This is a genomic window from Marinobacter sp. JSM 1782161 (assembly GCF_011421605.1).
GTDB classification, from domain to species: domain Bacteria; phylum Pseudomonadota; class Gammaproteobacteria; order Pseudomonadales; family Oleiphilaceae; genus Marinobacter_A; species Marinobacter_A bohaiensis.
This window is the reverse complement of record NZ_WSSA01000002.1, coordinates 420,664-446,237: the sequence shown is the minus strand read 5'-3', so window position 1 is coordinate 446,237 and position 25,574 is coordinate 420,664. Positions and strand designations below refer to the sequence as shown.

The 25,574-nt window shown below is 60.3% G+C and carries 20 protein-coding genes; 4 read left to right on the top strand and 16 right to left on the bottom strand.

Features of this window, described 5'->3' with window-relative positions; genetic code table 11:
* Positions 1–31 precede the first annotated feature (31 nt).
* Positions 32–955: an urea ABC transporter permease subunit UrtB gene (urtB, locus tag GQB00_RS01975; protein ID WP_111496364.1), complete on the bottom strand. Its 924-nt coding sequence runs from the start codon at positions 953–955 to the stop codon at positions 32–34.
* 120 nt (positions 956–1,075) lie between these two features.
* Positions 1,076–2,266, bottom strand: coding sequence for an urea ABC transporter substrate-binding protein (gene urtA / locus GQB00_RS01970; protein WP_111496865.1), 1,191 nt, complete (start codon positions 2,264–2,266; stop codon positions 1,076–1,078).
* Between the two features lie 471 nt (positions 2,267–2,737).
* Here urtA and GQB00_RS01965 point away from each other — a divergent pair, with 471 nt between their 5' ends.
* The 3 genes from GQB00_RS01965 (at position 2,738) to GQB00_RS01955 (ending at position 7,790) form a co-directional block, all read left to right on the top strand.
* A complete protein-coding gene (locus GQB00_RS01965; protein ID WP_165855033.1) occupies positions 2,738–6,118 on the top strand; it encodes an ATP-binding protein in 3,381 nt (1,126 codons plus the stop codon).
* Entirely contained in the window at positions 6,105–7,019 is a 915-nt protein-coding gene (locus GQB00_RS01960; protein ID WP_165855032.1) for a response regulator transcription factor, read from the top strand. Before GQB00_RS01965 ends, GQB00_RS01960 begins: the two co-directional genes overlap by 14 nt.
* 96 nt (positions 7,020–7,115) lie before the next feature.
* Positions 7,116–7,790: a hypothetical protein gene (locus GQB00_RS01955; RefSeq protein WP_111496367.1), complete on the top strand. Its 675-nt coding sequence runs from the start codon at positions 7,116–7,118 to the stop codon at positions 7,788–7,790.
* Between the two features lie 30 nt (positions 7,791–7,820).
* On the opposite strand, the gene GQB00_RS01950 is transcribed toward GQB00_RS01955, so the two are convergent.
* Positions 7,821–8,174 (bottom strand): TfoX/Sxy family protein, encoded by a 354-nt coding sequence (locus tag GQB00_RS01950; protein WP_111496368.1) that lies wholly within the window; start codon positions 8,172–8,174, stop codon positions 7,821–7,823.
* A gap of 171 nt (positions 8,175–8,345) precedes the next feature.
* Between GQB00_RS01950 and GQB00_RS01945 the strand changes: the two genes are divergently transcribed.
* A complete protein-coding gene (locus GQB00_RS01945) occupies positions 8,346–9,326 on the top strand; it encodes a GGDEF domain-containing protein (RefSeq protein ID WP_165855031.1) in 981 nt (326 codons plus the stop codon).
* 24 nt (positions 9,327–9,350) lie between these two features.
* Here GQB00_RS01945 and rluB read toward each other — a convergent pair whose 3' ends face one another.
* From rluB to sdhC, 13 genes are all read right to left on the bottom strand, one after another.
* Positions 9,351–10,367: a 23S rRNA pseudouridine(2605) synthase RluB gene (rluB, locus tag GQB00_RS01940; protein WP_111496370.1), complete on the bottom strand. Its 1,017-nt coding sequence runs from the start codon at positions 10,365–10,367 to the stop codon at positions 9,351–9,353.
* A 62-nt stretch (positions 10,368–10,429) separates the two neighbouring features.
* Positions 10,430–11,101: an SMC-Scp complex subunit ScpB gene (gene scpB, locus GQB00_RS01935; protein WP_165855030.1), complete on the bottom strand. Its 672-nt coding sequence runs from the start codon at positions 11,099–11,101 to the stop codon at positions 10,430–10,432.
* 14 nt (positions 11,102–11,115) lie between these two features.
* Positions 11,116–11,973: a segregation and condensation protein A gene (locus tag GQB00_RS01930; RefSeq protein ID WP_111496372.1), complete on the bottom strand. Its 858-nt coding sequence runs from the start codon at positions 11,971–11,973 to the stop codon at positions 11,116–11,118.
* Between the two features lie 30 nt (positions 11,974–12,003).
* On the bottom strand, positions 12,004–13,218 hold the full coding sequence (locus tag GQB00_RS01925; protein WP_204355775.1) for a tryptophan--tRNA ligase: 1,215 nt from the start codon (positions 13,216–13,218) through the stop codon (positions 12,004–12,006).
* Positions 13,219–13,448: 230 nt separating this feature from the next.
* Entirely contained in the window at positions 13,449–14,321 is an 873-nt protein-coding gene (gene sucD / locus GQB00_RS01920; RefSeq protein WP_111496373.1) for a succinate--CoA ligase subunit alpha, read from the bottom strand.
* Entirely contained in the window at positions 14,321–15,487 is a 1,167-nt protein-coding gene (sucC, locus tag GQB00_RS01915; RefSeq protein WP_111496374.1) for an ADP-forming succinate--CoA ligase subunit beta, read from the bottom strand. Before sucC ends, sucD begins: the two co-directional genes overlap by 1 nt.
* 311 nt (positions 15,488–15,798) lie before the next feature.
* On the bottom strand, positions 15,799–17,241 hold the full coding sequence (gene lpdA, locus GQB00_RS01910) for a dihydrolipoyl dehydrogenase (RefSeq protein ID WP_111496375.1): 1,443 nt from the start codon (positions 17,239–17,241) through the stop codon (positions 15,799–15,801).
* A gap of 37 nt (positions 17,242–17,278) precedes the next feature.
* A complete protein-coding gene (gene odhB / locus GQB00_RS01905; RefSeq protein WP_111496376.1) occupies positions 17,279–18,499 on the bottom strand; it encodes a 2-oxoglutarate dehydrogenase complex dihydrolipoyllysine-residue succinyltransferase in 1,221 nt (406 codons plus the stop codon).
* A gap of 26 nt (positions 18,500–18,525) precedes the next feature.
* Positions 18,526–21,363, bottom strand: coding sequence for a 2-oxoglutarate dehydrogenase E1 component (locus tag GQB00_RS01900; protein WP_111496377.1), 2,838 nt, complete (start codon positions 21,361–21,363; stop codon positions 18,526–18,528).
* 315 nt (positions 21,364–21,678) lie between these two features.
* Entirely contained in the window at positions 21,679–22,383 is a 705-nt protein-coding gene (locus GQB00_RS01895; RefSeq protein WP_165855029.1) for a succinate dehydrogenase iron-sulfur subunit, read from the bottom strand.
* 15 nt (positions 22,384–22,398) lie between these two features.
* Complete coding sequence (gene sdhA, locus GQB00_RS01890) at positions 22,399–24,171, bottom strand: succinate dehydrogenase flavoprotein subunit (protein ID WP_165855028.1); 1,773 nt, start codon at positions 24,169–24,171, stop codon at positions 22,399–22,401.
* A gap of 3 nt (positions 24,172–24,174) precedes the next feature.
* Complete coding sequence (sdhD, locus tag GQB00_RS01885) at positions 24,175–24,519, bottom strand: succinate dehydrogenase, hydrophobic membrane anchor protein (RefSeq protein WP_111496380.1); 345 nt, start codon at positions 24,517–24,519, stop codon at positions 24,175–24,177.
* Complete coding sequence (sdhC, locus tag GQB00_RS01880; RefSeq protein WP_111496381.1) at positions 24,513–24,887, bottom strand: succinate dehydrogenase, cytochrome b556 subunit; 375 nt, start codon at positions 24,885–24,887, stop codon at positions 24,513–24,515. Before sdhC ends, sdhD begins: the two co-directional genes overlap by 7 nt.
* Positions 24,888–25,574: the final 687 nt, after the last annotated feature.

The following is a 25,574-nucleotide window of genomic DNA, read 5'->3' as shown; positions in this document are numbered from 1 at the left end:
CTCATTGTCGTCTCCTCGTATCAGGCCGCTATCAGCGCCGGACCTTGCTGGCAAACAGTCCCTGGGGCCGGAGCATCAGGATGATCACGACCGTCATCAGGGTGATGACCTTGGCCATGGAGCCGGACAGGAAGAAGGACAGGATCGACTGGGACTGGGCGATGCCGAAGGCCGACGCCACGGTGCCCAGCAGGCTGGCCGCACCGCCGAAGACCACCACCAGGAAGGTGTCGACGATGTAGAGCGAACCGGTGGTCGGGCCAGTCGAGGCAATCGTGGTGAACGCCGCACCCGCCACGCCGGCGATGCCGCAGCCCAGCGCAAAGGTGAGCCGGTCGACCCGCTCGGTGTTGATGCCGGCCGCGTTGGCCATCACCCGGTTCTGGGTGGTCGCCCGGACCTTGATGCCCCAACGGGACCGGTAAAGCAGGATGAACACGGCGATGGTCAGCACGATGGTGATCCCCACCACCAGCAGGCCGTTGAGCGGGATATCCACCATGTCGGTGGCCTGGTAGGAACCCATAAGCCAGTCCGGCATGACGACGCTCTTCTCACGCGGACCGAACGTGGAACGGAAAATCTGCTGCAGGATCAGCCCCAGCCCCCAGGTGGCCAGCAGCGTGTCCAGCGGGCGGTTGTAGAGGAAACGTATAAGGTACCGCTCCACCAGATACCCGAGGATGAATGTCCCCAGGAAGGCGAAGACGATCGCCACCGGGAAGTAGTAATCCAGCAGGAACGGCCACACGTCCGAAGCCGCGTAGGACACCAGGTAGGTGATATACGCCCCCAGTGTCAGGAATTCACCGTGGGCCATGTTGATCACGCCCATTTGTCCAAAAATGATGGCCAGCCCCAGGGCCATCAGCAGGAACACGCAAAACAGACTGAGGCCGCTGAAACCCTGCATCAGAAAGATTGCGGTCAGTTCCTCTCCGGTATAACCACCCATGATCAGTCCTCCCCTGAGCGCGGACGGCCCATGCCCGTTCCGCGCCCGGCTGTGCTTGTTGCTTCGCTCGAATGGAATCGCAATCGCAGACGGGGCCCGGAGTCACCGGGCCCCGACCGATCACTGATAGCCTTCCGGGAAGGGGTTGGGTTCGATCACGTCGGATTCCCACACCACGTCGGCCTGGCCATCGGCATTCCACTTGCCGATGCGGGTCTTCATCCAGAGGTGGTGGTTGGGATCGATTTTCAGATAGCCGTGCGGGGAGCTGTCCCAGGTCATGTCCGGAGAAGCGGCCACGACCTTGTCGACGTCAAAGCTGCCGGCGGCTTCCACCGCGCGCTTCCACAGCCAGGGGCCGAGGTAGGCGGACTCGGTCACGTCGCCGATCACCGCGTCTTCGCCGTACTTTTCCTTGAAGGCCGCGACGAATTCCCTGTTACCCGGCAGATCCAGGCTCTGGAAGTATTTCATGGAGGAATACAGGCCTTCGACGTTCTCGCCGCCGATGCCCAGCACTTCATCCTCGGTCACGGAAATGGTCAGCATGGGCTGTTTCTGGAAGGTCAGGCCGGCCGCGTTGAGTTGCTTGAACCAGGCCACGTTGGAGCCGCCGACCACGGCGCCGAACACCAGGTCCGGCTTTTTCAGCTTGATCTTGTTGATCAGCGAGCCGAACTGGGTGCTACCCAGCGGGTAGTACTCCTCGCCGACGACCTTGCCATGCAGCACGTTCTCAATGTGCTTGCGGGCGATTTTCATGGAGGTGCGCGGCCAGATGTAGTCGGACCCCACAAGGTAGAAGGTCTTGGCGCCCAGTTCCTCGTGGGCCCAGTTCAGCCCCGCCAGAATCTGCTGGGTGGCCTCCTGGCCGGTGTAGAACACGTTGTGGGACTCTTCCAGCCCTTCGTAGAAAGTCGGGTAGTACAGCAGACCATTGTCCTTCTCGAAAACCGGCAGGACGGCCTTGCGCGACGCCGAGGTCCAGCAGCCGAAGACGGTCGCCACCTTGTCACGCTCGAGCAGTTTGTGGGATTTCTCGGCAAACGTGGGCCAGTCCGACGCGCCGTCTTCCTCGATGATCTTGATCTGGCGTCCCAGTACACCGCCCTGGGCGTTGATCTGCTCGATGGCCAGCTTCTCGGCCTGCACGGAACCGGTTTCACTGATCGCCATGGTGCCGGTCAGCGAATGCAGGATGCCGACGGTCACGGTATCGTCGGTCACCGCCAGCCCGGTGGTGTTGACCTCGTCGGTCGCCGGTGCGGCATTGGCGCCGGTCGCCAGCATCACGGAGGCGGCCAGCGTCATCAGGTTACGGCGCCAGCCGTTACCCCCCGACAGCGCGCGCTGATTGCCTTTCTTATCTGTCGAACCCATGGTCTTTCCTCGCATTGTTGAGTGGTCGGCCTGACACCCGCAACGGGGTCAGCACCTACGAGGATCATTCTGTCCAGCGCCGTCATGACGGCCCATTCGACAAATACCCCACCGACCTACGTCATTTGACGCATGGCTGCGGGGCCGTCGTCAGGCTAAAAACGCAGGGGATTCAGGTCGCCGCTTCGCTGGCACGATAATTGTTCTTCCACTTCCGGTATCGCCAACCCATTGCGCGCACACGTCCTCCGGACGTTTGTGCCTTGTTTTGGCGCATAACAATCCAAAAAGGCACCGGATATGGGGAAACAGGTAGTCAACGGCGAAGACGGGCTTTCACTTCGTCACGGCGGACTTCCGGGCAACAAAGCCGGAACGCCGGAACCGGATTCGGGCCAGCCTATGACGGCCAGACAGCACATCTTTCGCGTGCGACGCCGTTACAATCAATGGGTCGCCAACCAGACGCTGGAGGACTACGCACTTCGTTTTACCGCCAAGACGGCTCGCCGCTGGTCCGCGGCCCGGGTCAGCAACACGGCGCTGGGCGCCATTTCCTTCCTGGCGATGGAAGCGATCGGCGGCGCCATCACGCTTCACTACGGGTTCGATAACGCGTTTGCCGCGATCTGCGTGGTCAGCCTGATCATCTTCCTGACCGCCATTCCGATCAGCTACTACGCCGCGCGCTACGGTGTCGATATCGACCTGCTGACCCGCGGCGCCGGCTTCGGGTACATCGGTTCCACCATCACGTCCCTGATCTACGCCTCTTTCACGTTCATTTTCTTTGCGCTGGAAGCGGCCATCATGGCCATGGCGCTGGAAATGCTGTTCGGCATCCCCCTGGTTTTTGCCTACCTGATCTGCGCGGTGGTGATCATTCCCCTGGTGACCCACGGCATCACCACCATCAGCCGCTTCCAGCTCTGGACACAGCCGGCCTGGCTGGTGCTGCAACTGATTCCGTTCGTCTTCGTGATCTACACCGACGCCTCCTCGGTCACGGACTGGACGCAGTTCGAAGGGGTTCATCCAGACCCCGGTGGCGGCTTCAATTTGCTGATGTTCGGGGCCGCCGCCGCGGTCGTCTTCTCACTGATCGCCCAGATCGGCGAACAGGTGGACTTCCTGCGTTTTATCCCGGAACCCAAAACCGGCGAGAAAACGCGCTGGTGGCTGGCCGTCATGAGCGGTGGCCCCGGCTGGATCGTGATCGGCAGCATCAAGATACTCGCCGGCTCCTTCCTGGCGGTGCTCGCCCTGAACCAGGGCATTCCGGCCAGCGAGGCCTCGGACCCGACCCGCATGTACGTGGTGGCGTTCAACTACATGACCGGCACGCCAACCGTTGCCCTCGCCATGGCCGGTGTGTTCGTCATCCTGTGCCAGATCAAGATCAACGTCACCAACGCCTACGCCGGCTCCATCGCCTGGTCGAACTTCTTCTCGCGGCTCACCCACAGCCACCCGGGCCGCGTGGTCTGGCTGGTGTTCAACGTCGCCATTGCGCTGCTGGTCATGGAGCTGGGTGTCTACCGGGCGCTGGAAGACACCCTGGGGTTTTACGGCGTCATCGCGCTGGCCTGGGTCGGCACCCTGGTGGCGGATCTGGTGATCAATAAACCGCTGGGGTTCAGCCCCAGGCACATCGAGTTCAAACGGGCGCACCTTTACGACATCAACCCGGTGGGCGTCGGCGCCATGCTGCTGGCGTCAGCAGTCGGACTGGTGTGCCATAGCGGGGCCCTGGGCGACGTCGCCCAGGCACTGTCCCACTTCCTGACGATCGCCGCGGCCCTGTTGATTGCGCCCCTGATCGCCTGGCGGACCGGCGGCCGCTACTATCTGGCTCGCCCGCCCGTGCGGTTCGATACCGCGGAAGGACTTGTCGTCTGCTGCATTTGCGAGCATCGATTCGAGACGGAGGACATGACCCACTGCCCCGCGTACGACGGCCACATCTGTTCGCTGTGCTGTTCGCTGGACGCTCGCTGTGCCGATTTCTGCAAACCCGGGGCCGGCTACCGGGAGCAGTTCCAGACCTTTTTCGGGCGTTTTCTGCCGTCTTCGCTGATACCGCGGCTCAGCAGCCGCATCGGACACTTCCTGATTCTGCTGTTCGCCATCAACGGCGTCTCCGGCATGCTGCTGTCGCTGATCTACTTCAAGACACCGGTGGACAGTGCCGCGGCTGCGCTTTTGCTCTCGGCCACGCTCTGGAAGGTGTTCTTCATCCTGATCATCGTTACCGGGGTGGTGTGCTGGCTGTTCGTGCTGGCCCACGAGAGCCGGGTCGTTGCGGAGGAGGAATCGCAGCGCCAGACGCGGCTGCTGATGGAAGAGATCGTCGCCCATGAAAAGACCGATAAGGCGCTCCAGCAAGCCAAGGAACACGCCGAAGCCGCCAACGAGGCCAAGAGCCGTTACCTCACCGGCATCAGCCACGAACTGCGCTCGCCTCTCAACGCCATCCTCGGTTACGCCCAATTGCTTGAGAACGACGCCAGCATTCCCGCCAACCGCAAGGACGGACTGGACGTTATCCGCCGCTCCGGCGAATACCTGGCGGACCTGATCGAAGGACTGCTGGATATATCGAAGATCGAGGCGGGCCGGCTGGACCTGCACCGCGACCAGGTCCGCATCGCGATGCTGATGGACCAACTGGTGCACATGTTCCGGCTGCAGGCCCGGGAAAAGGGGCTGCATTTCAGCTACCAGGGGCCGCGCCATCTCCCGGAATTCGTCAGTACCGACGAAAAGCGGCTGCGCCAGATCCTCATCAACCTGCTGTCCAACGCCATCAAGTACACCGACCGGGGCGACGTCACCTTCTCACTGCGCTATCGCAGCCAGGTGGCGGAATTCGAGGTTCGCGATACCGGTGAAGGGATTGCCGAGAGCGATATCGAACGCATCTTCCGACCCTTCGAGCGCGTCCGCACGGCCGGCCTGAACCGCGCCGGAACCGGGCTGGGGCTGACCATCACCCGTCTCCTGACGGAAATCATGGGCGGCGACATCAGCGTCACGAGCACGCCGGGTCAGGGCAGCGTGTTCAAGGTCAGCCTGATGCTCTCCAGTATCGACCGCCCTCGCCCCGAATCCATCACCGTACCCACCCGGACCATCTTCGGCTACGAAGGGCCGGCGCGTCGCATCGCCGTGATCGACGACGAATCGTCCCATCGCACGTTGATCCGGGCCATGCTCGCGCCGCTCGGTTTCGAGATCCTGGAGATCGACAATTCCCTGTCCGCGATGCAGATGATTGAACGGAAGCAGCCGGACCTGGTGCTGCTGGATATCTCAATGCCCGGCTTCACCGGCTGGGAGATCCTCGACCAGATTCGCGGCGCCCGTCTGAAACTGCCGGTGGTGATGGTGTCCGCCGACGCCAGCGAGGGACGCCACCGCCTGCAAACGACCCCGCTGTATGACGGTTACATCGTCAAGCCGGTGCGTCTGAACCTCCTGCTCGACCGCATCGGAGAGCTCCTGAAGCTGTCATGGCGATATGAAGCCGACGACATTGTGGCCACCGACGACACGACGTCTTGCCCGTCGATAGACGCCCTGCCCGATCCGGTTCACCGGGAACGGCTGCTGGAGCTGGCGTCTATCGGCCACCGGAAGGGATTACTGGAAGCGCTGCACAGTCTGCGCCTGCATGGAGATGCAGAAACCCCTGTGCTCGATCACCTGACCGAGCTCACCGAGAATTTCCGTTTTGAGGAAATTATCTCCCTGCTACAGGTAACCCGTGATGAATGCTGCTAGTGACAAACGCACTACCGTGCTGGTCGTCGATGATGCGGTGGACAGCATCCGCATGATCAACGACGTTCTGGAAGAAGCCGGCATGACGGTGCTGGTGGCTCTGGAAGGCCACCAGGCCCTGACCATTACCCGCAACATCGCCCCGGACGTCATCCTGCTTGATGCCATCATGCCCAACATGGACGGCTTCGAGACCTGCCGCCGCCTCAAGGAACGCGCCGAGCTCCACGACGTCCCCATCATCTTCATGACCGGTCTCAGCGATACCGAACACGTGGTGATGGGGCTGAAATCCGGCGGTGTCGACTACGTCACCAAACCCATCAACGCCAGTGAACTGATAGCCCGGATGAACGTTCACCTGGCCAACGCCCGCCTGGCCCGCAGCGCCCGTTCAGCGCTCGATCACGCCGGTCAGAACCTGCTGGCCGTGGACCGGGACGGCCGCCAGCTCTGGGCCACGCCAGCCGTCCAGCAGCGCCTGCAGGCAGCCGGCGCGCTGGACCCGGACTCCGAAGCGCGCATCAGCGCCAGCCTGCGCAACTGGTTCGAGCATCGTCCGCAGAGCGGGCACAGCCTTCCGCTGGAGGGGCTGACCGAGCCTCTGGGCGTTGAATTGCTGGCGCACATCGACGCGTCCGACTACCTCCTGCGCCTGACTCACCTGCGCGACGACGATCAGTCGACGGAGGCTCTGCGGAAGCGCTTCGGCCTGACGGCAAGGGAAGCCGACGTTCTGCTCTGGATCGCCAACGGCAAGACCAACAGGGAAATCGGCCAGATCCTTGAGATGAGCCCGCGCACCGTCAACAAACACCTGGAACAGGTCTTCCGCAAGCAGGGTGTCGAGAACCGGACCTCCGCAGCCGCTGCTGCGATTCGCTGCCTGGGCCGGATCTAGCCGGGTCAATCTCTCCGCAATGTGCAAAACTACAATAAGACGAGTAGCGTAAAGTGAGGCCTCCTGGCCGCGGCTGCACACAGACGGAGAAAACCCATGGACCAAGACGCCATGACCGACCTGGTTCGAGGTGGATGGATGCTGTTCAGCGGCGGATTCCTGCTGCTGTTGGCGGTCGTGGTTTTGGTCATGGTCAACCGTCACATGAAACGCTCGCGGGATGAGATGGACCGCCTGGACCACCGCATCGGCACACTCTGGCAAGAGCTGGACAGTCGCCGGCAGGAGCCCGCCGATCCAGAAGACCATCCGAGGCTGACAACCGGCACCCACACCGCCGGGTCCGACTCGCCGGAGAAGGTGGCCGCCGAGCGGGCCGTCTACGAGCGCATCTGGCCCACCATCTGGACGTTGCACGAAAAGGTCGGCGCCTTCCTGCGAGCTGTCGAACATCAGGACAGCAACAACAACGATAATCGCCTGGCCGCCCGACAGGCCGCCCTTGATCTGCGAGGCGAAGCCAACCAGTTGCGGCCGTTCCTTGACGAAACGGTGGATCAACTCGTCCATCAACTGCTGGACGTGGAGATCAAGGCGCACCTGGCCGCCTGTCAGTTCCTGGACAACCGTCAGGCGCAGCTGGGAACGGACTCATCCGCCGATATTGCGCGGGACGGGTACCGCCAACAGTGGCATCTCCACCATGATAACGAGGCCAAGGAGATCCTGGGACATCTGGTCCACGCCATTCGACGCCGCACGCTTTCCTAGGTCAATTCACTGACCTGCTACGTCTCCCCGTCAGCGCCGACGCTTGCGGGCTGCTGAACGGATGGCCGCCGACCAGGCGCGCCCGCCCCAATCCCGCATGGCATCGATATCGTCAAAAACCTCCTCCGGAGCCTCCCGGTATGAGAGGGCGACATCGCGCCCGGCGCGTTGATAGGTGAAAGGCATCAGTCCAGCCTCGACAAAGGCCGCTTCGGTCTCTGAATCGACTTTGAAGTAGAGCGCGCGGTCGGCAATCAGGCCAATCATCAGGCCCTCCAGAAACAGCCCGGCGCCGCCGAACATTCGGCGATGGGTCACCGGCCCAACCGACTGCATCAGCTCCAGGACAAAGCGAGTGAACTCAGCGTCATCGTTTTGCCTCATGGCAAATCCCTTCCGGCATTTGCCGGGAATTATCCGTCAATATTTTGTCTAAAACGAACATAGTCGAGGCGATACCACCCGCTGACTGACGTAAAATGCTGTATTCCGTCGAGTTATCGACAGTGGCACGGAGTCTGCTTCTACGGCGCTAAATCCTTGAGAGTATGCAGTATGCCCCCTCGCCCTTCCTCACAGACAGCGACCAGCCAGCGCCGGGAGCAGGCCCTGGCCGATCTTGAACGTCTGAGCCGTCAGTGGCAGAGCGACAATGATCCCTTCACCCGCCTGGGGCGTCGCCTGTCGACGACCCTTGAACTGAAGCAGCTGATTGCGATCTTTGCCGAGGAGCTGGCGTCGGTGATTCCCTATGACAGCCTGACATACCAGCATCGCCTCGAGGATCTGCCCATTGAGGTGGCCTTCGGTCGCGGCGGCAACCATAAGTGCGAATACCGGCTGAACCTTGAAGGCCAGGACTACGGCTTACTGCGAATTTTCCGCCGCATGCGCTTTGCCGAACAGGAGCTGACCGTCATCGAACAGTTACTGGGCAGTGCGATCTTCGCTATCCGTAATGCATGCCAGTTCGAAACCGTGCGCCGGGCCGCCCTCACCGATGTCGTGACAGGCGTTCCCAACAAGCGTGCCTTCGAAGACGCTTTGCGTCGGGAAACGTGCCTTGCCGAGCGCCATGGTACGCATTGCGCATTGATTCTATGCGACCTGGATCACTTTAAACGGGTCAACGACACGCACGGCCACCAGGTGGGTGACCAGATTCTGCGCATCGCCGCGCTGGCGATTCAGGATGCCACACGGCGAACGGATGCGGTCTTCCGCATCGGCGGCGAGGAGTTCGGCATTCTGTTGCCGCACGTCGGTGACAGGGAGTGTGAACTGGTGGCAGAGCGGATTCGCCAGACGATATCGGACATCACGCTGGACGCCCACAACGAAACGGTCCGCGTGACGGCAAGCGCCGGATACGGTCTGCAAAACAGTGGAGAAACCGCCGACAGCTGGTTCCGCCGCACCGACCAGGCGCTCTATCGCGCCAAGTCGGAAGGCCGCAACTGCACTCGGGCGGCGGCCACTGCGACCATCACCGGACGAACGGAGCCAGACGGCAGCAGCCGCCTCAGCTCGTCCTGAGTTTCTGAGAGCGGGAGCCCCTGATCAGCGCTTACCGTGATCCCGGGGCCTGGAACGTGGTCCACCCCGGCGCTGGGCTTTATCGGGGCCAGCGGCGGATTTTTCCTGCGGACGCGTTGATATCGCGCCCTTGCGAAAACCACCCGGCTTGCGCGGGGCTTTCTTGCGCTGCTGTCGCCGATGGGCCGCGGCCTCCCCCGGGGTCTTGGCCGGAAGCGCCAGCGGATCCAGCCCTACCTGTCGGCTCAGCGCATCAACGCCCCGCTGATCCATCTCTTCCCAGCGCCCCATGCTGAGACGGCTTGGCAACATGGCTGGACCGAAGCGAACGCGCTTGAGTCGACTGACCTTCACGCCCTGGGATTCCCACAGACGCCGCACCTCGCGGTTACGCCCTTCGAACAGGGTGACGTGAAACCAGTGGTTCATGCCGGAACCACCGCCGCTACTGATGTCGGAGAAGCGGGCCATACCATCTTCCAGCAATACGCCTTCCTGCAATCTCTCGGTCATGGCCTCGTCGACCTCGCCGAAGATACGCACCGCGTACTCACGATCCACTTCATAGGACGGGTGCATCAGACGATTGGCCAGCTCACCATCGGTCGTGAACAGCATCAGCCCCGTCGTATTGATATCAAGCCGGCCAATGGCGATCCAGCGCTGGTCTTTGAGCCGCGGCAGGCGATCGAAAACCGTCGGTCTCCCTTCCGGGTCGTTGCGGGTCGTTACTTCCCCCTCCGGCTTGTTGTACATCAGCACACGCCGTACCGGAGCCTGGGCCGCCTCGATACTGACCGGCTTACCGTCCAGGTAGATCGCGTCGTTCACCGTGACCTTCTGGCCCGGTACCGCCACGTCTTTGTTGACCGTGATGCGCCCCTGCTCGATCCATGCTTCCACCTCACGGCGCGAGCCGACGCCTGCGCGGGAGAGGACTTTCTGCAAACGCTCCGGTGGCAGTGCCTGGCGCGTTGGCTGGTGTTTGGATGAGCCCGGACGAGATGAACGGTCCGGCCGTGAGTCGCCTTTTTGCGACATGAAAGATTCCTTCAAGCGTTACGGGATCGATACGTTGTCTTGCGTGCAAGTCTGTCACGCAATCAGTGTAGCGTCCCGGAAATGGATTCGTTGTGGTCGTCATCACCGGAAGCGCTCCGGTCATCGTCGTTCGCGTCCCCGGAAGCATCGAACGGGATCTCCGCCTGGATCTTCTGTTCGATCTCTCGCCCGATTTCCTCCAGGTCGCGGATCTCGGACAGCGGCGGTAACTGCTCCAGGGACTTCATGTTGAAGTAGTCAAGGAACTGCCGGGTCGTGGCGTACATGGCCGGGCGTCCTGGCACGTCTTTATGGCCGACAACACGGACCCATTCTCGTTCCATAAGCGTGCGGATGATATTGCTGCTAACCGTGACACCCCGGATGTCCTCAATTTCGCCACGGGTGATTGGCTGGCGATAGGCAATCAGGGCCAGCGTTTCCAGCAGGGCGCGGGAATAACGCTGCGGCTTTTCCTCAAACAGCCGCCCCACCCAGCGGGCGTAGTCCTCGCGAATCTGCAGGCGATAGCCGCTCGCCACTTTACGCAGCTCGTAACTGCGCGATTCGCAGGCCTGTTCCAGTTGGCTCAGCGCGTGCTCCATCACCTGGCGGGCGGGACGTTCGTCCTCGCCGAAAAGCTCCCGCAGCTGATCCAGGCTCAGGGGCTTGGCAGCGGCCAGCAGTGCCGCCTCGATGATGTTCTGGATACGGTGTATCTGTTCTTCGTTCATGACGTTTCTGCCAATCAGTTGGCGGCCCGGGCACGGACATGGATCGAGCCGAGAACTTCCGCCTGGACCACTTCGATGAGCTGCTCCTTGACCAGCTCCAGCGTGGCCAGGAACGTCACCACGACACCCAGCCGCCCTTCTTCGATCGTAAACAGGCTTTCGAACGTGACGAAGCGGTCGTCGGTGAGCCGCGACAGGATGTGCGACATGCGCTCCCGTGTCGACAGTCTCTCCTTTTCCACCTGGTGACTGGTGAAAAGATCGGCACGACGCAGCACGTCCCGAAGCGCCAGCAGCATGTCCTTGAGGTCGACGTCGGGGTGCACCTGGCTGTCGGGCAGTCGTGGCAGCGAGGCGGACGACGCAAAGTGCTCACGTTCCATCCGCGGCAGTTCATCCAGGTCTTCAGCCGCCTTCTTGAAGCGCTCGTATTGCTGCAGTCGCCGGATCAGCTCAGCACGCGGATCGAGCTCCTCCTCTTCCTCACTCTCCTGCCGAGGCAGCAACATGCGCGATTTGATCTCGGCCAGGGTCGCGGCCATCACCAGATATTCGGCCGCCAGCTCGAAACGCATGGATTCGGCGACGTTGATGTACTCCATATACTGGCGCGTGATCTCGCTGACATCGATATCCAGGATATCCATGTTCTGACGCCGGATCAGGTAAAGCAGCAGATCAAGGGGGCCCTCGAAGGCCTCCAGGAAGACCGCAAGCGCGTCCGGTGGGATATAAAGATCCTGTGGCAGCTCCTTGACGGGATTCCCGAGCACTCGGGCAATCGCGTCTACATCCGCAGACGCGGCTTCAGCGGCGCTTTCCGATGGCGGAGCCTGCTCGTCCGCCTGCGGCATTGGCTGATCGTCAGTCATCCCGGCTTCCTGTCACGGCACCCTGCATCATCAGCGGTAGGACAGCCCCATGGCGTGGCGCACCTCATCCAGGGTTTCACGGGCGGCATCCCGCGCGCGCTCACAGCCTTCTTCGATGATCGAGCGAATCAACTCCGGATTCTGTTCGTATTCCCGCGCCCGCTCGTGCAGCGGTCGCTGTTCCTCAACGATGGCGTCGATCAACGGTTTCTTGCAGTCCAGGCAGCCGATGCCGGCGCTGCGACAACCGTGCTGGACCCATTCCTTGGTCTGATCGTCGGAGTAAACCTTGTGAAGTCCCCAGACCGGGCACTTTTCCGGCTCCCCCGGATCGGTGCGACGAACCCGCTGGGGATCGGTCTGCATCACACGGACTTTCTGGGCAACGGCGTCCGGCTCTTCCCGAAGACCGATGGTGTTCTGATAGGACTTGGACATCTTCTGTCCATCCAGCCCCGGCATTTTGGAATCCGGTGTCAGCAGCGGCTGGGGTTCCGGCAGGATGACCTTGCCGCCGCCCTCGATATAGCCATACAGCCGTTCGCTGTCTCCCATGGAGATGTTCTGCTGTTCCTTGAGCAGCGCCCGCGCGCGGTCGAGGGCCTCGGCGTCGCCCTCTTCCTGGTACTTGCGCTTGAGCGAACGGTACAGCTTGGCGTTCTTCTTGCCCATCTTGGTGATGGCGGCTTCCGCCTGCTCTTCAAAACCCGGCTCACGTCCATAGATGTGGTTGAAGCGACGGGCAATCTCCCGAGTGATTTCCACGTGGGAAACCTGGTCGGCGCCAACCGGCACGCGGCCGGCCCGGTACAGCAGGATGTCGGCGCTCTGCAGCAGCGGGTAACCCAGGAAGCCGTACGTCGCGAGATCTTTCTCGCGCAGCTTCTCCTGCTGGTCCTTGTAGGTGGGAATGCGCTCGAGCCAACCCAGCGGGGTAATCATGGACAGCAGCAGGTGCAACTCCGCGTGCTCCGGTACCTTGGACTGGATGAAGATCGTCGCCGAACCCGGGTTGACCCCGGCCGCCAGCCAGTCGACCACCATATCCCAGACGCTGGCCTCAATGCCGCGCGTGTCGTCGTACTGGGTGGTCAACGCGTGCCAGTCGGCGATGAAAAAGAAACATTCGAATTCATGCTGGAGTTTCACCCAGTTCTTGAGCACACCGTGGTAGTGGCCAAGATGCAGTTTTCCGGTGGGACGCATACCAGACAGCACGCGCTGCTGGGGATCTACAGAACTCAAAGCATGAACTCCTTAATGGGAACTGGAACACTCAAACACCGTTTCGCAACGGCGAATAATCTCAGTCGGTCGATATCCTCGCCCAGGATTATAACTGATGAACCGGGCAGGTTAACGCTAAAAACCGGATTGTGACAGCAATCGCGCCGAAACCGGTCATTCTGAAACGAAAAAACCCCTGCTTTCTCCAGAGGGAGAAAACAGGGGCTTGGAGGTTCAGGCCTGCGCCCTTACCAGCCAGTGACCTCTTTCAGAGCCTGGCCGATTTCAGCCAGACTGCGAACGGTCTTGACGCCAGCGCTTTCCAGAGCGGCGAACTTGTCGTCCGCGGTGCCCTTACCACCGGCGATGATCGCACCGGCGTGGCCCATACGCTTGCCCGGAGGCGCCGTCACACCGGCGATGTAGGACACGACTGGCTTGGTCACGTTGTCCTTGATGAAGGCTGCGGCTTCTTCCTCAGCGGTACCACCGATCTCACCGATCATCACGATGGCCTGCGTCTCAGGATCGTCCTGCAGCAGCTTCAGGATATCGATGAAGTTGGAACCCGGGATCGGGTCACCGCCGATACCGATACAGGTGGACTGACCGTAGCCGAAGTCAGTGGTCTGCTTGACCGCTTCGTAAGTCAGGGTACCGGAACGGGATACGATGCCGACCTTGCCTTTCTTGTGGATGTGACCCGGCATGATGCCGATCTTGCACTCGTCCGGAGTGATCACGCCCGGGCAGTTCGGGCCAATCATGCGAACGCCTTTACGATCGACGTACTCTTTCGCGTAGAGCATGTCGATGGTCGGGATGCCCTCGGTGATGCAGACGATCAGCTCAAGGCCGGCGTCTGCCGCTTCGATGATGGCATCCTTACAGAACGGCGCCGGAACGTAGATCACGGTCGCCTGGGCGCCAGTAGCTTCAACCGCTTCGCGAACGGTGTTGAAGACCGGCAGACCCAGGTGCTCGGTGCCACCTTTGCCCGGAGAAACACCGCCCACCATCTGGGTGCCGTACTCAAGCGCCTGCTCGGAGTGGAAGGTGCCTTGTGAGCCAGTGAAACCCTGGCAGATCACTTTGGTGTCTTTGTTGATCAGGACGCTCATTACTTACCTCCCGCGGCTTTTACGACTTGCTGTGCAGCATCCGTCAGACTGGTAGCCGGGATGATGTTCAGGCCACTGTCTGCCAGTACTTTGGAACCCAGTTCGGCATTGTTGCCTTCCAGGCGAACCACGACAGGAACTTTGACGCCCACTTCCTTAACGGCACCGATGATGCCTTCCGCGATCATGTCGCAACGGACGATACCGCCGAAGATGTTGACCAGAACCGCCTTAACGGCATCGTCAGACAGGATGATCTTGAACGCTTCGGTAACGCGCTCTTTGGTGGCACCGCCACCGACGTCAAGGAAGTTCGCCGGTTGACCGCCGTTCAGCTTGACGATGTCCATGGTGCCCATGGCCAGGCCAGCACCGTTAACCATGCAGCCGATGTTGCCTTCCAGAGCGACGTAGTTCAGCTCCCATTTCGCGGCATCTGCTTCGCGCTGATCTTCCTGGGAAGGATCGTGCATCTCGCGGATCTGCGGCTGACGGTACAGGGCGTTGCCGTCAACGCCAATCTTCGCGTCCAGGCAGTGCAGGTTGCCTGCCGGCGTGATGACCAGCGGGTTGATTTCCAGCAGGGCCAGATCCTTGTCTTCGAACAGCTTGGCCAGACCCAGGAAGATCTTGACGAACTGCTTGATCTGGTCGCCTTTCAGGCCCAGTTTGAAAGCCAGCTCACGACCCTGGTACGGCTGCGCACCGACCAGCGGGTCGACTTCTGCCTTCAGGATTTTTTCCGGGGTTTCCTCGGCAACCTTCTCGATCTCGACACCGCCTTCGGTGGAGGCCATGAAAACGATCCGACGGCTGCCACGGTCAACGACCGCACCCAGGTACAGTTCCTGGTCGATGTCGGTCAGATCTTCAACCAGGATCTTGGCGACCGGCTGACCGTTCTCGTCAGTCTGGTAGGTCACCAGATTGCGGCCCAGCCAGTACTCCGCGAATTCACGGATTTCGTCCTTGCTGCTGACCAGCTTGACGCCGCCAGCCTTGCCGCGACCACCAGCGTGAACCTGGGCCTTCACAACCCAGCGCTCACCGCCAATCTCAGCAGCTGCAGCCACTGCGTCCTGCGGAGTATCGCAGGCGATACCTTTGGAAACCGGCAGGCCATATTCAGCGAATAGCTGCTTGCCCTGATATTCGTGCAAATTCATAACGTTGTCCCACTCTTATATGGAATAAACCACGGAAGAAAGAACCGACTGCCTTGACGCCCACGGCGTACAGCGGCCCGGTCTCTCCCTTTGGGATTGGAACCCGCGTAAAGCGAATTCGTTGTAAGCACTCCGGACGAGCGCGAGAAGCCGGAAACCCGCCCCTCATGGACCGACGTTCAGACGCGTTTTCCTTCAACCGAAAGACAACCGACTGAACCGGAAACGCTTGTCCGTATCGTGGTGCTCCGTTGTTCCCCTCTCGTCTTTATTGTTACAAGGAGGGCCGGATAAACCGGCCCTGCCCCTTATTATTTTTTCTTGCGCTTGCTAGCGACGTGAATCGCGCCGCTTCCCGCTGCAAGTGCGGCCTCGTGCACAGACTCGGACAGAGTCGGATGCGCGAAACAGGTCAGCGCGAGATCTTCCGCGCTGGAACCGAATTCCATGGCAATCACGCCCTGGGCGACCAGCTCGGACGCCTGCGGACCGGTGACATGGAAACCGAGAATGCGATCGGTCTTCTCGTCGGCGATGATCTTGACCATGCCGGTGGCTGCGTTGGCCGCCATGGCACGACCGTTGGCCGCGAACGGGAAGGTGCCGACCTTGTAGGCTTCACCTTCGGCCTTCAGCTGCTCTTCGGTCTTGCCGACCCAGGCTACTTCCGGGAAGGTGTAGATCACGTTCGGGATGCAGTCGTAGTTGACTTGCGGCTTGTGGCCGGCGATGCGCTCAACCACCATGATGCCCTCTTCCGACGCTTTATGCGCCAGCATCGGACCGCGAACCACGTCGCCGATGGCGAAAACGCCCGGCGCATCGGTCTGGCAGTTGTCATCAACAAAGATGAAACCACGCTCGTCCAGGTTCACACCGCTGTCGGCGGCCAGCAGGTTGTCCGTATTCGGACGACGGCCCACCGCGACGATCAGCTTGTCGAACTTCTGCTCCTGCTCGCCCTTGGCGTCCTCGTAGGTCACGTTGACCAGGTTACGCTTGACGGAGGTGCCGGTGACGCGTGCCTTCAACTTGATGTCCAGGCCCTGCTTCTTGAACTGCTTCTGGGCATCCTTCGCGACCTGCTGGTCTACAGCCGGCAGGAAAGTGTCCAGAGCTTCCAGAACCGTGACTTCGGAACCCAGGCGCGACCAGACGCTGCCCAGCTCCAGGCCGATGACACCCGCACCGATGACGCCCAGACGCTTGGGCACTTCATCGAATTCCAGGGCGCCTTCGGAGTCCACGATGAAACCTTCGGTCATCGGGGCCGGCGGGATCTCGATCGGGTTGGAACCGGTCGCGATGATGACGTTGTCCGCTTCGTAGTTCTTGGTCTTGCCGTCGTTGTCGGTGACTTCCACCTGACGGTTGGCCAGAACCCGGCCACGACCGTGGATCGGGGTCACGCCATTGGCCTTGAACAGCTGGGCAATGCCGCCGGTCAGCTGCTTCACGATGCCGTCCTTGCGCTCCATCATCTTGGCGATGTTGATGCTCGGGTCCTTGACCTCGATGCCCTGATCGGCGAAGTCGTGGCTGGCTTCCTCAAACTTGTGGGAGATCTCCAGCAGCGCCTTGGACGGGATACAACCCACGTTCAGACAGGTACCACCCAGCACCTGGCTCTTACCGTCCTTGGAAGTCCAGTTCTCAACACACGCGACGTTCATGCCCAGCTGGGCCGCCTTGATCGCGGCAACGTAGCCCCCGGGGCCCGCACCGATGACGATTACATCGAACTTATCTGCCATTTTCTATCCTGTATCTCTGATGTGTTGATTAACCGGTTCAGACGTCCAGCAGGATCCGCGCCGGATCTTCGAGCATTTCCTTGATGGCGACCAGGAACTGAACCGCTTCCTTGCCGTCGATCATGCGGTGGTCGTATGACAGCGCCAGGTACATCATCGGCAGGATTTCCACCTGGCCGTTAACGGCCATCGGACGCTCCTGGATCTTGTGCATGCCCAGGATAGCGGTCTGCGGCGGGTTCAGGATCGGCGTGGAAATCAGCGAGCCGAAGATACCGCCGTTGGTGATGGTGAAGGTGCCGCCCGTCATGTCTTCGATACCCAGCTTGCCATCGCGGGCCTTGGTACCGTACTCGATGATGGTCTTCTCGATATCCGCCAGGCCCAGCCCGTCGACATCGCGTACCACCGGGACCACCAGACCGCGATCGGTGGACACGGCAACGCCGATATCCTGGTAACCGTGATAGACCATGTCGTTTCCGTCGATGGAGGCGTTCACCGCCGGGAAACGTTTGAGGGCTTCGGTGGCCGCCTTGGCGAAGAAGGACATGAAACCCAGCTTGACGCCATGGCGCTTCTCGAAGGTTTCCTTGTACTGCTTACGCAGTTCCATCACCGGCTTCATGTTGACTTCGTTGAAAGTCGTCAGCATGGCGGCGCTCTGCTGCGCATTCACCAGACGCTTGGCGATGCTGGCACGCAGACGGGTCATCGGAACACGCTTCTCGGGACGCTCGCCCGGGGCCACGTCAGCGGCCGGTGCTGCGGTCGCCGCCGGTGCTGCTGCCGGCTTGCTGCCGGAATCGATGTGCTTCTGCACGTCTTCCTTGGTCACTCGGCCATCTTTACCGGTGCCCTGCACGGCATTGGGATCAACGCCATTTTCGTCCGCCAGCTTACGGGCGGCCGGGCTCAGGATCGCCTCGCCACCGGCCGGCTTGCTTTCGGCTTCTGCCTTCGGCGCCTCGGCCTTGCTCTCTTCTTCCGCCGGTTTGGCTGCCGGTGCACTGCCGGCCGCGCCTTCCTTGAACTTGCCGACGACTTCGCCGCTTTCGACGGTGTCGCCCTCGCCCTTGACGATTTCCTCGATCACGCCGTCCGCCGGCGCAACCACTTCGAGGACGACCTTGTCGGTCTCGATATCGACGATCAGTTCGTCACGTTCAACGGCTTCGCCCGGCTGCTTGTGCCACGTTGCAACCGTGCCCTCAGCGACGGATTCTGGAAATACGGGAGCTTTAATTTCAGTTGACATCTCGGATCCTTAAATTCGGTAACTCGTCAAACTTCGAACGCGTCGTTAACCAGTTTTTTCTGCTCTTCAATGTGTACCGAGAGGTGCCCGCACGCAGGTGCGGCAGAGGCATCCCGACCCGCATACTGAAGATACAGTTTCGGATTATGGCGGTGGAGCGCCTGGCGCATATGGTGCTGGCTGGAGTACCAAGCGCCCTGGTTCATCGGCTCTTCCTGACACCAGACCGCATGAGTCAGCTTGGTGTAAGGCTTGAGCACCTCGTCCAGGTCGTCGGCCGGGAACGGGTACAGCTGCTCCAGTCGGACGATGGCCACATCGTCACGGCCTTCTGCCTTCTTTTTCTCCAGCAGGTCGAAATAGACCTTGCCACTACAGAGAATCAGGCGCCGGGCCTTCTTGGGATCAGTCGGTTCCTTCTCCGGCAGAACGGTCTGGAACGTGCCCTGGGTCAGGTCATCCAGGCCGGAGGTCGCTTCCTTGTGACGCAGCAGACTCTTCGGCGTGATCGCGACGAGCGGCTTACGCAGCGGGCGCTTCACCTGGCGGCGCAGCATGTGGAAGACCTGGGCCGGCGTGGTCGGGACACAGACCTGGATATTGTGCTCGGCACACAGCTGCAGGTAACGCTCCAGGCGCGCCGAGCTGTGTTCCGGCCCCTGACCTTCGTAACCGTGCGGCAGCAGCAGTGTCAGGCCACACAGACGGCCCCACTTGTGCTCGCCACTGGTCAGGAACTGGTCGATCACCACCTGGGCACCGTTGGCAAAGTCGCCAAACTGAGCCTCCCAGACGATCAGCGCGTCCGGTTTGGTGGTGGAATAACCATATTCAAACGCCATGGCGGCTTCTTCGGAGAGCAGCGAGTCGTAAAGCTCGAACTTCGGCTGCTTCTCGGACAGGTCCGCCAACGGAATATGAACGTCGCCGTTCTTCTGGTTATGCAGCACGGCATGACGGTGCGAGAAGGTACCACGCCCAACATCCTGACCGGTCAGGCGGATCGGGTGGCCTTCGTTAAGCAGCGTTGCGTACGCCATGACCTCGCCATAGCCCCAGTTAATCGGCAGGGCGCCCTGGGTCATCTTGTTGCGGTCATCGACGATCTTGGACACCTGGCGCTGGACCGCAAAGCCTTCCGGCAGCTGGCCCATCTTCTTGCCCAGACGCTGGATGGTGCGCAGGCCGACACTGGTCTTGCAGCGCGCGGTCCACTCGTGACCCAGGTACGGCTGCCAGTCGACGTAGAGCTCCTTGTTCGGCTCCTTGACCAGGGACTTGACCACGTGATCGCCCTTGTCGAGCGCGTCGCGGTACTCCAGTTCCATGCTCTTGGCTTCGTCTTCGGCAATAAGACCGGCGGACAGCAATTGCTGGGCGTAGAGATCGCGAGTGGTCTTGTGCTTGCGGATCTTGTCGTACATGACCGGCTGGGTCGCAGACGGTTCATCGGCCTCGTTATGGCCGCGACGACGATAGCAGACCAGATCGATGACCACGTCCCGCTTGAATTCGTTGCGGTAGTCCATGGCCATCTGGGTGGCAAACATGACCGCCTCGGGATCGTCACCGTTAACGTGCAGGATCGGAGCCTGAACCATCTTGGCCACGTCGGTGCAGTATTCGGTGGAACGGGCGTCTTCCTGCTTGCTGGTGGTGAAACCAACCTGGTTGTTGATGACGATGTGAATGGTACCGCCCACACCGTAGCCCCGGGTCTGGGACATCTGGAAGGTTTCCATCACCACGCCCTGACCGGCGAACGCCGCGTCACCGTGCATGATGATCGGCACAACCTGGGTGCCGTCCGGATCCTCACGGCGTGTCTGACGGGCCCGTACGGAGCCTTCGACAACCGGAGAGACGATTTCCAGATGCGACGGATTGAAGGCCAGCGCCAGATGCACTTCGCCGCCCTCAGTCATCACGTTGGACGAGAAGCCCTGGTGGTATTTCACGTCACCGGAGCCGACGTCCGCCAGCTTCTTGCCCTCGAACTCGTCGAACAGCTCTCGCGGGTTCTTGCCCAGCGTGTTGACCAGAACGTTGAGACGGCCGCGGTGAGCCATCCCGATGACAATTTCCTTGGCGCCGTAGCTACCGGCACGCTGGATCAGCTCGTCGACGCACGGAATCAGTGTCTCGCCGCCTTCCAGGCCGAAGCGCTTGACACCCGGGTAGCGGGAGCCCAGATACTTCTCCAGCCCCTCGGCAGCGGTCAGGCGCTCAAGGATGTGCTTGCGGGTCTTGGCTTCGTACTCCGGACGCGAACGCACCGGCTCCATGCGCTGCTGGAACCAGCGCTTGATGCGCGTGTCCACGACATGCATGTATTCCGCGCCAATGCTGCCGCAATAGGTCTGGTTCAGACCGTCGACGATGTCGCGCAGCTTCATGGTTTCCGCGCCGAAGTTCAGGGAACCGGTCTGGAATTCCAGCTCCATGTCAGCATCGCTCAGATCGTGGAAACCAATTTCCAGATCTTCCACCGGCTGTCGTTCCCAGACCCCCAGGGGATCGAGCTGGGCTTGCTGGTGACCGCGGAAGCGGTAGGCGTTGATCAGCTGAAGGACACGGATTTGCTTACGGTCGGCATCGGAGGTTGCCGAAGCAGGAACACCACCCAGGGCCAGGCGACGTTGATTGCGGGAGATATGCTCAAACTGTTCGCGGATCGCGTTGTGGGAGACGTCCCTCCCCGGGGAGCCTTCAACACGGGGCAGTTTGTCGAAATAGTTACGCCATTCCTCAGGAATCGCATTGGGATCGGTTAGATAAGTTTCAAAAAGCTCTTCAACATAGGTCAGATTCCCGCCCTGCAGGTGGGATGTCTGCCATAACTGCTCCATGACGCTTTCATGCATTTTGAATAGCTCACCTCGGACTGGAGCGGGGAGCAACCCAGGGATGGCAACGGGCAAAAACAGTCACCCTACAAATTGAAGGCTGATGGCTGCTGCCACCACAGAGATCGCACGGAATTATTCCGTTCCCCGGTGGTTAAACTCAGCAAAGCCGCTCAGAGGGCAGTGACGCCCACGTCACGGCTTCCGTAGTCTGCCTCCCCTACCCGGCGTTGAGTATTAGCCATTGGTTTGAGCCATCAGTTTGGCAAAACCCAATAGCGGGGAAGGCCGAAATTATCAGAACAGTATAGTGCCTAAGTCAGTCTCTGCAGATCAGGTGGCCCGCTGAAGCAGAAGGCTGCGAATATGACCAATCGCCTTGGTCGGATTCAGCCCCTTGGGACACACGCTGACGCAGTTCATGATGCCACGGCACCGGAACACACTGAACGGATCGTCGATATTGGCCAGACGCTCTTCCTGGGCCTGGTCGCGACTATCGGCGAGGAACCGATAGGCCTGCAGCAGGCCGGCCGGGCCAACGAACTTGTCCGGATTCCACCAGAAGGACGGACAGGAAGTGGAACAGCATGCACAGAGGATACACTCGTACAGGCCATCCAGCTTCTCCCGCTCTTCCGGGGATTGCAGGCGTTCGATTGCCGGTTCCGGATCATGGTTGATCAGGTACGGCTGGATTTTCTCATACTGCTTGTAGAACAGGCTCATGTCGACCACCAGGTCGCGCATCACCGGCAGACCCGGCAGCGGGCGGATCACAAGCTTGTCCTTCTTGACGACTTCCGAGATCGGGGTGATACAGCCAAGGCCGTTTTTCCCGTTCATGTTGAGGCCGTCGGAACCGCAGACGCCTTCGCGGCAGGAGCGACGATAGGCCAGTGACGGGTCCTTCTCCTTCAGCAGGTTCAGGACATCCAGCACCATCAGATCCTTACCGGCAGGAATTTCCAGTTCAATATCCTGCATGTAAGGCGCATTGTCAGTTTCGGGATTATACCGATATACGCTTACCAACATCTCTGCGTCACCCCCTTAGTAGGTCCGAATCTTCGGCTGGAATGTATCAACCGTTTTCGGCGCGAAGTTCACATCACGCTTACCTACACGCTTCTCGAGCGGGAAGTACAGCGAATGCTTCAGCCAGTTTTCGTCGTCACGCTCGGTAAAGTCGTTCCGCGCGTGGGCGCCGCGACTTTCCTTACGCTCGATGGCTGAAACCGCGGTGGCATAAGCAACTTCGTACAGGTTGTCCAGTTCAAGCGCCTCGACACGATCAGTGTTGAAGGCATTGCTGCGATCGGTCAGCTTGGTGTTGCGAACCCGCTCGCCAAGCTCATCCAGCTTCTTGAGACCTTTTTCCATGCTCTCGCCGTCGCGGAAGACGCCGAAGTAAAGCTGCATGGTGCTCTGCAGGTCTTTGCGAACCTCGGCAACACTCTCACCTTCGGTCGTGCTGTTGAGGCGGTCAAGACGAGCCATGGCACGCTTGATTTCCTCTTCGGTCGGCTCGAGGACTTCAGAACCCTCACGCAGCTGCTTCTCGATATGCAGGCCGGCAGCGCGACCAAACACAACCAGGTCCAGCAGCGAGTTGCCGCCCAGACGGTTGGCGCCGTGAACCGACACGCAGGCCGCCTCACCACAGGCAAACAGACCCTCGATGAAGACGTCGTTGCCGTTTTCGTCCTGGCTGATCGCCTGGCCGCCGACGTTAGTCGGGATACCACCCATCATGTAGTGGCAGGTCGGAACAACAGGGATCGGCTCTTTGACCGGATCCACGTGTGCGAAGGTCCGCGACAGCTCACAGATGCCCGGCAGACGCAGATTCAGGGTTTCTTCACCCAGGTGATCCAGCTTCAACAGGACGTGATCCTTGTCGGGCCCCACGCCGCGGCCCTCGAGAATCTCGATGACCATCGAGCGAGCAACCACATCACGACCCGCCAGATCCTTCGCGTTCGGCGCATAGCGCTCCATGAAGCGCTCGCCCTCGGAGTTGATCAGGTAACCACCCTCACCCCGGCAACCTTCGGTCACCAGCGTACCGGCACCGTGAATACCGGTCGGATGGAACTGCCACATCTCCATATCCTGCACCGGGAAACCGGCGCGCAGCGCCATACCGATACCGTCGCCGGTATTGATCAACGCGTTGGTGGTGGAAGCATAAATGCGACCGGCACCGCCTGTCGCCAGTACAGTGGCCTTCGCCTTGATGTAGGCAACTTCACCGGTCTCGATCTCAATGGCGATGACACCAACCACCTGGTTCTTGGCATTCTTGACCAGATCGACCGCGTACCACTCGTTCAGGAAGGTCGTGCCACCCTTGAGGTTGGCTTGGTAAAGCGTATGCAACAGGGCGTGACCGGTACGGTCCGCCGCGGCACAGGTACGCGCCGCCTGACCGCCTTTACCATAGTCTTTGGACTGACCACCGAAGGGACGCTGATAGATACGACCGTTCTCGGTACGGGAGAAAGGCAGCCCCATGTGCTCAAGCTCGAAAACGGCTTGCGGGCCGACCGAACACATGTACTCGATCGCGTCCTGGTCACCGATGTAGTCAGAACCCTTGACGGTGTCATACATGTGCCAGCGCCAATCGTCGTTGGGGTCGGCACTGGCAATGGCGCACGTGATACCGCCCTGGGCGGAGACCGTATGGGAACGGGTCGGGAACACCTTGGTGATACAGGCGGTATTCATGCCCGACTCGGTCAGTTGCAGCGCGGCACGCATGCCGGAGCCACCACCGCCAATGACGATGGCATCATAGGAAATGGTCTTGATATTAGACATGGATTAAAGCCCCCAGAGAATCTGTACACCCCAAACGACATAGACGAACATCACAACACCACAGAAGGCCTGCGCCAGAAAACGCGGTGCGGTCGCCTTGATATAGTCAGTCGTTACGGTCCAGAGCCCAACCCAGGCGTGCGCACCGATAGAAAGGAGCGCCAGAAGGCTGAAAATCCGGAACCAGGTTTGATTGAACAGACCCGCCCAACTGGCGTAATCCACGTTTGTGAACAGGACAAAGCCCAGCAGGAACAGCGTGTAGAGCGCCAGAACGTAGGCCGTGACACGCTGGATCAGCCAGTCGTAAACACCACTGCGACCCAGGTTGGTTACGCTGTTTACCATACCCAAACCCCCGCGAGAACGATCAGAATAACGGAAATAACCACGGTGGCCTTGGCGGCCATACGACCGGACTGGAGCTCTTCGCAGTAGCCCATGTCCATAATCAGGTGCTTGATACCGGCTACCAGATGGTAAAGAAGGGCTGACAGGAGGCCCCAGACAATCAGCTTCGCCAGGAAGCTGTCCAGCAGGTCGCTAACCGCATTGAAGCCACTCTCTCCGGACAGAGACAGTTGCAGCCCGTACAGCATGAACGCAATACCGATAAAGATAATGATTCCGCTGATACGATGCAGGATCGAGGTGATCGCCGGCAATGGGAAATGGAACTTGCTGAGATCGAGATTTACTGGTCGTTTGCTATTCACAGCTCTCTCACACTCTCTTTTTGTCCGATCTACAGGCGTGCAAATTCGGACGGATGGTTGGTCTAGTTAGGTGTTCTTTTGCGACAAGAACATGGAGGGAGAACACGGCGCTGACGAAACGTCGTCATTGGCGTTCCAGACTGGCATGTCCCCGATTCCGGGCTACGGATTATAAGGAGTGCCCCCCTGAATTACAAACGGGCAACCGGGGGAAACCCCACGGCGAGCGGGCAGTTAGAATCAATTCCCACCATAGCTCTTCTTTATTGTTAGGTAGCTAAAATTCGTTGTAAGACAAAGGGCTAATCTCGGAAACTACCTATACAATTATTCCAAACTAGAACTTCCTGCCGATATACATCAAGCCCAAATCCTGTTCCATGCATTGACAACAAAAGCCAAGTCCCTATATTTTGCCGCCACGCTTAAAAACTGTTTAGGGGCCCAATGCGGGGCTCTAACCCGAAATCAGACGGTTTTGCGGAATAACCAAGTAGCGCACACGGCTGCCCCCAAGCAGCCCCTGAACCCTGAACCTATCGGGCGTTCACGGCCGTGACCTGACGGTGTGTTGTTGCAATAATATGCGTTTTCAAGAGAGCAACCGGCGGCGGTCAGGGTGATCCCCTGCCCGGCAGTTCTGCTGCGAAGCTTCCGGAAACCTTTCTAACGCTGGAAATGCTGATA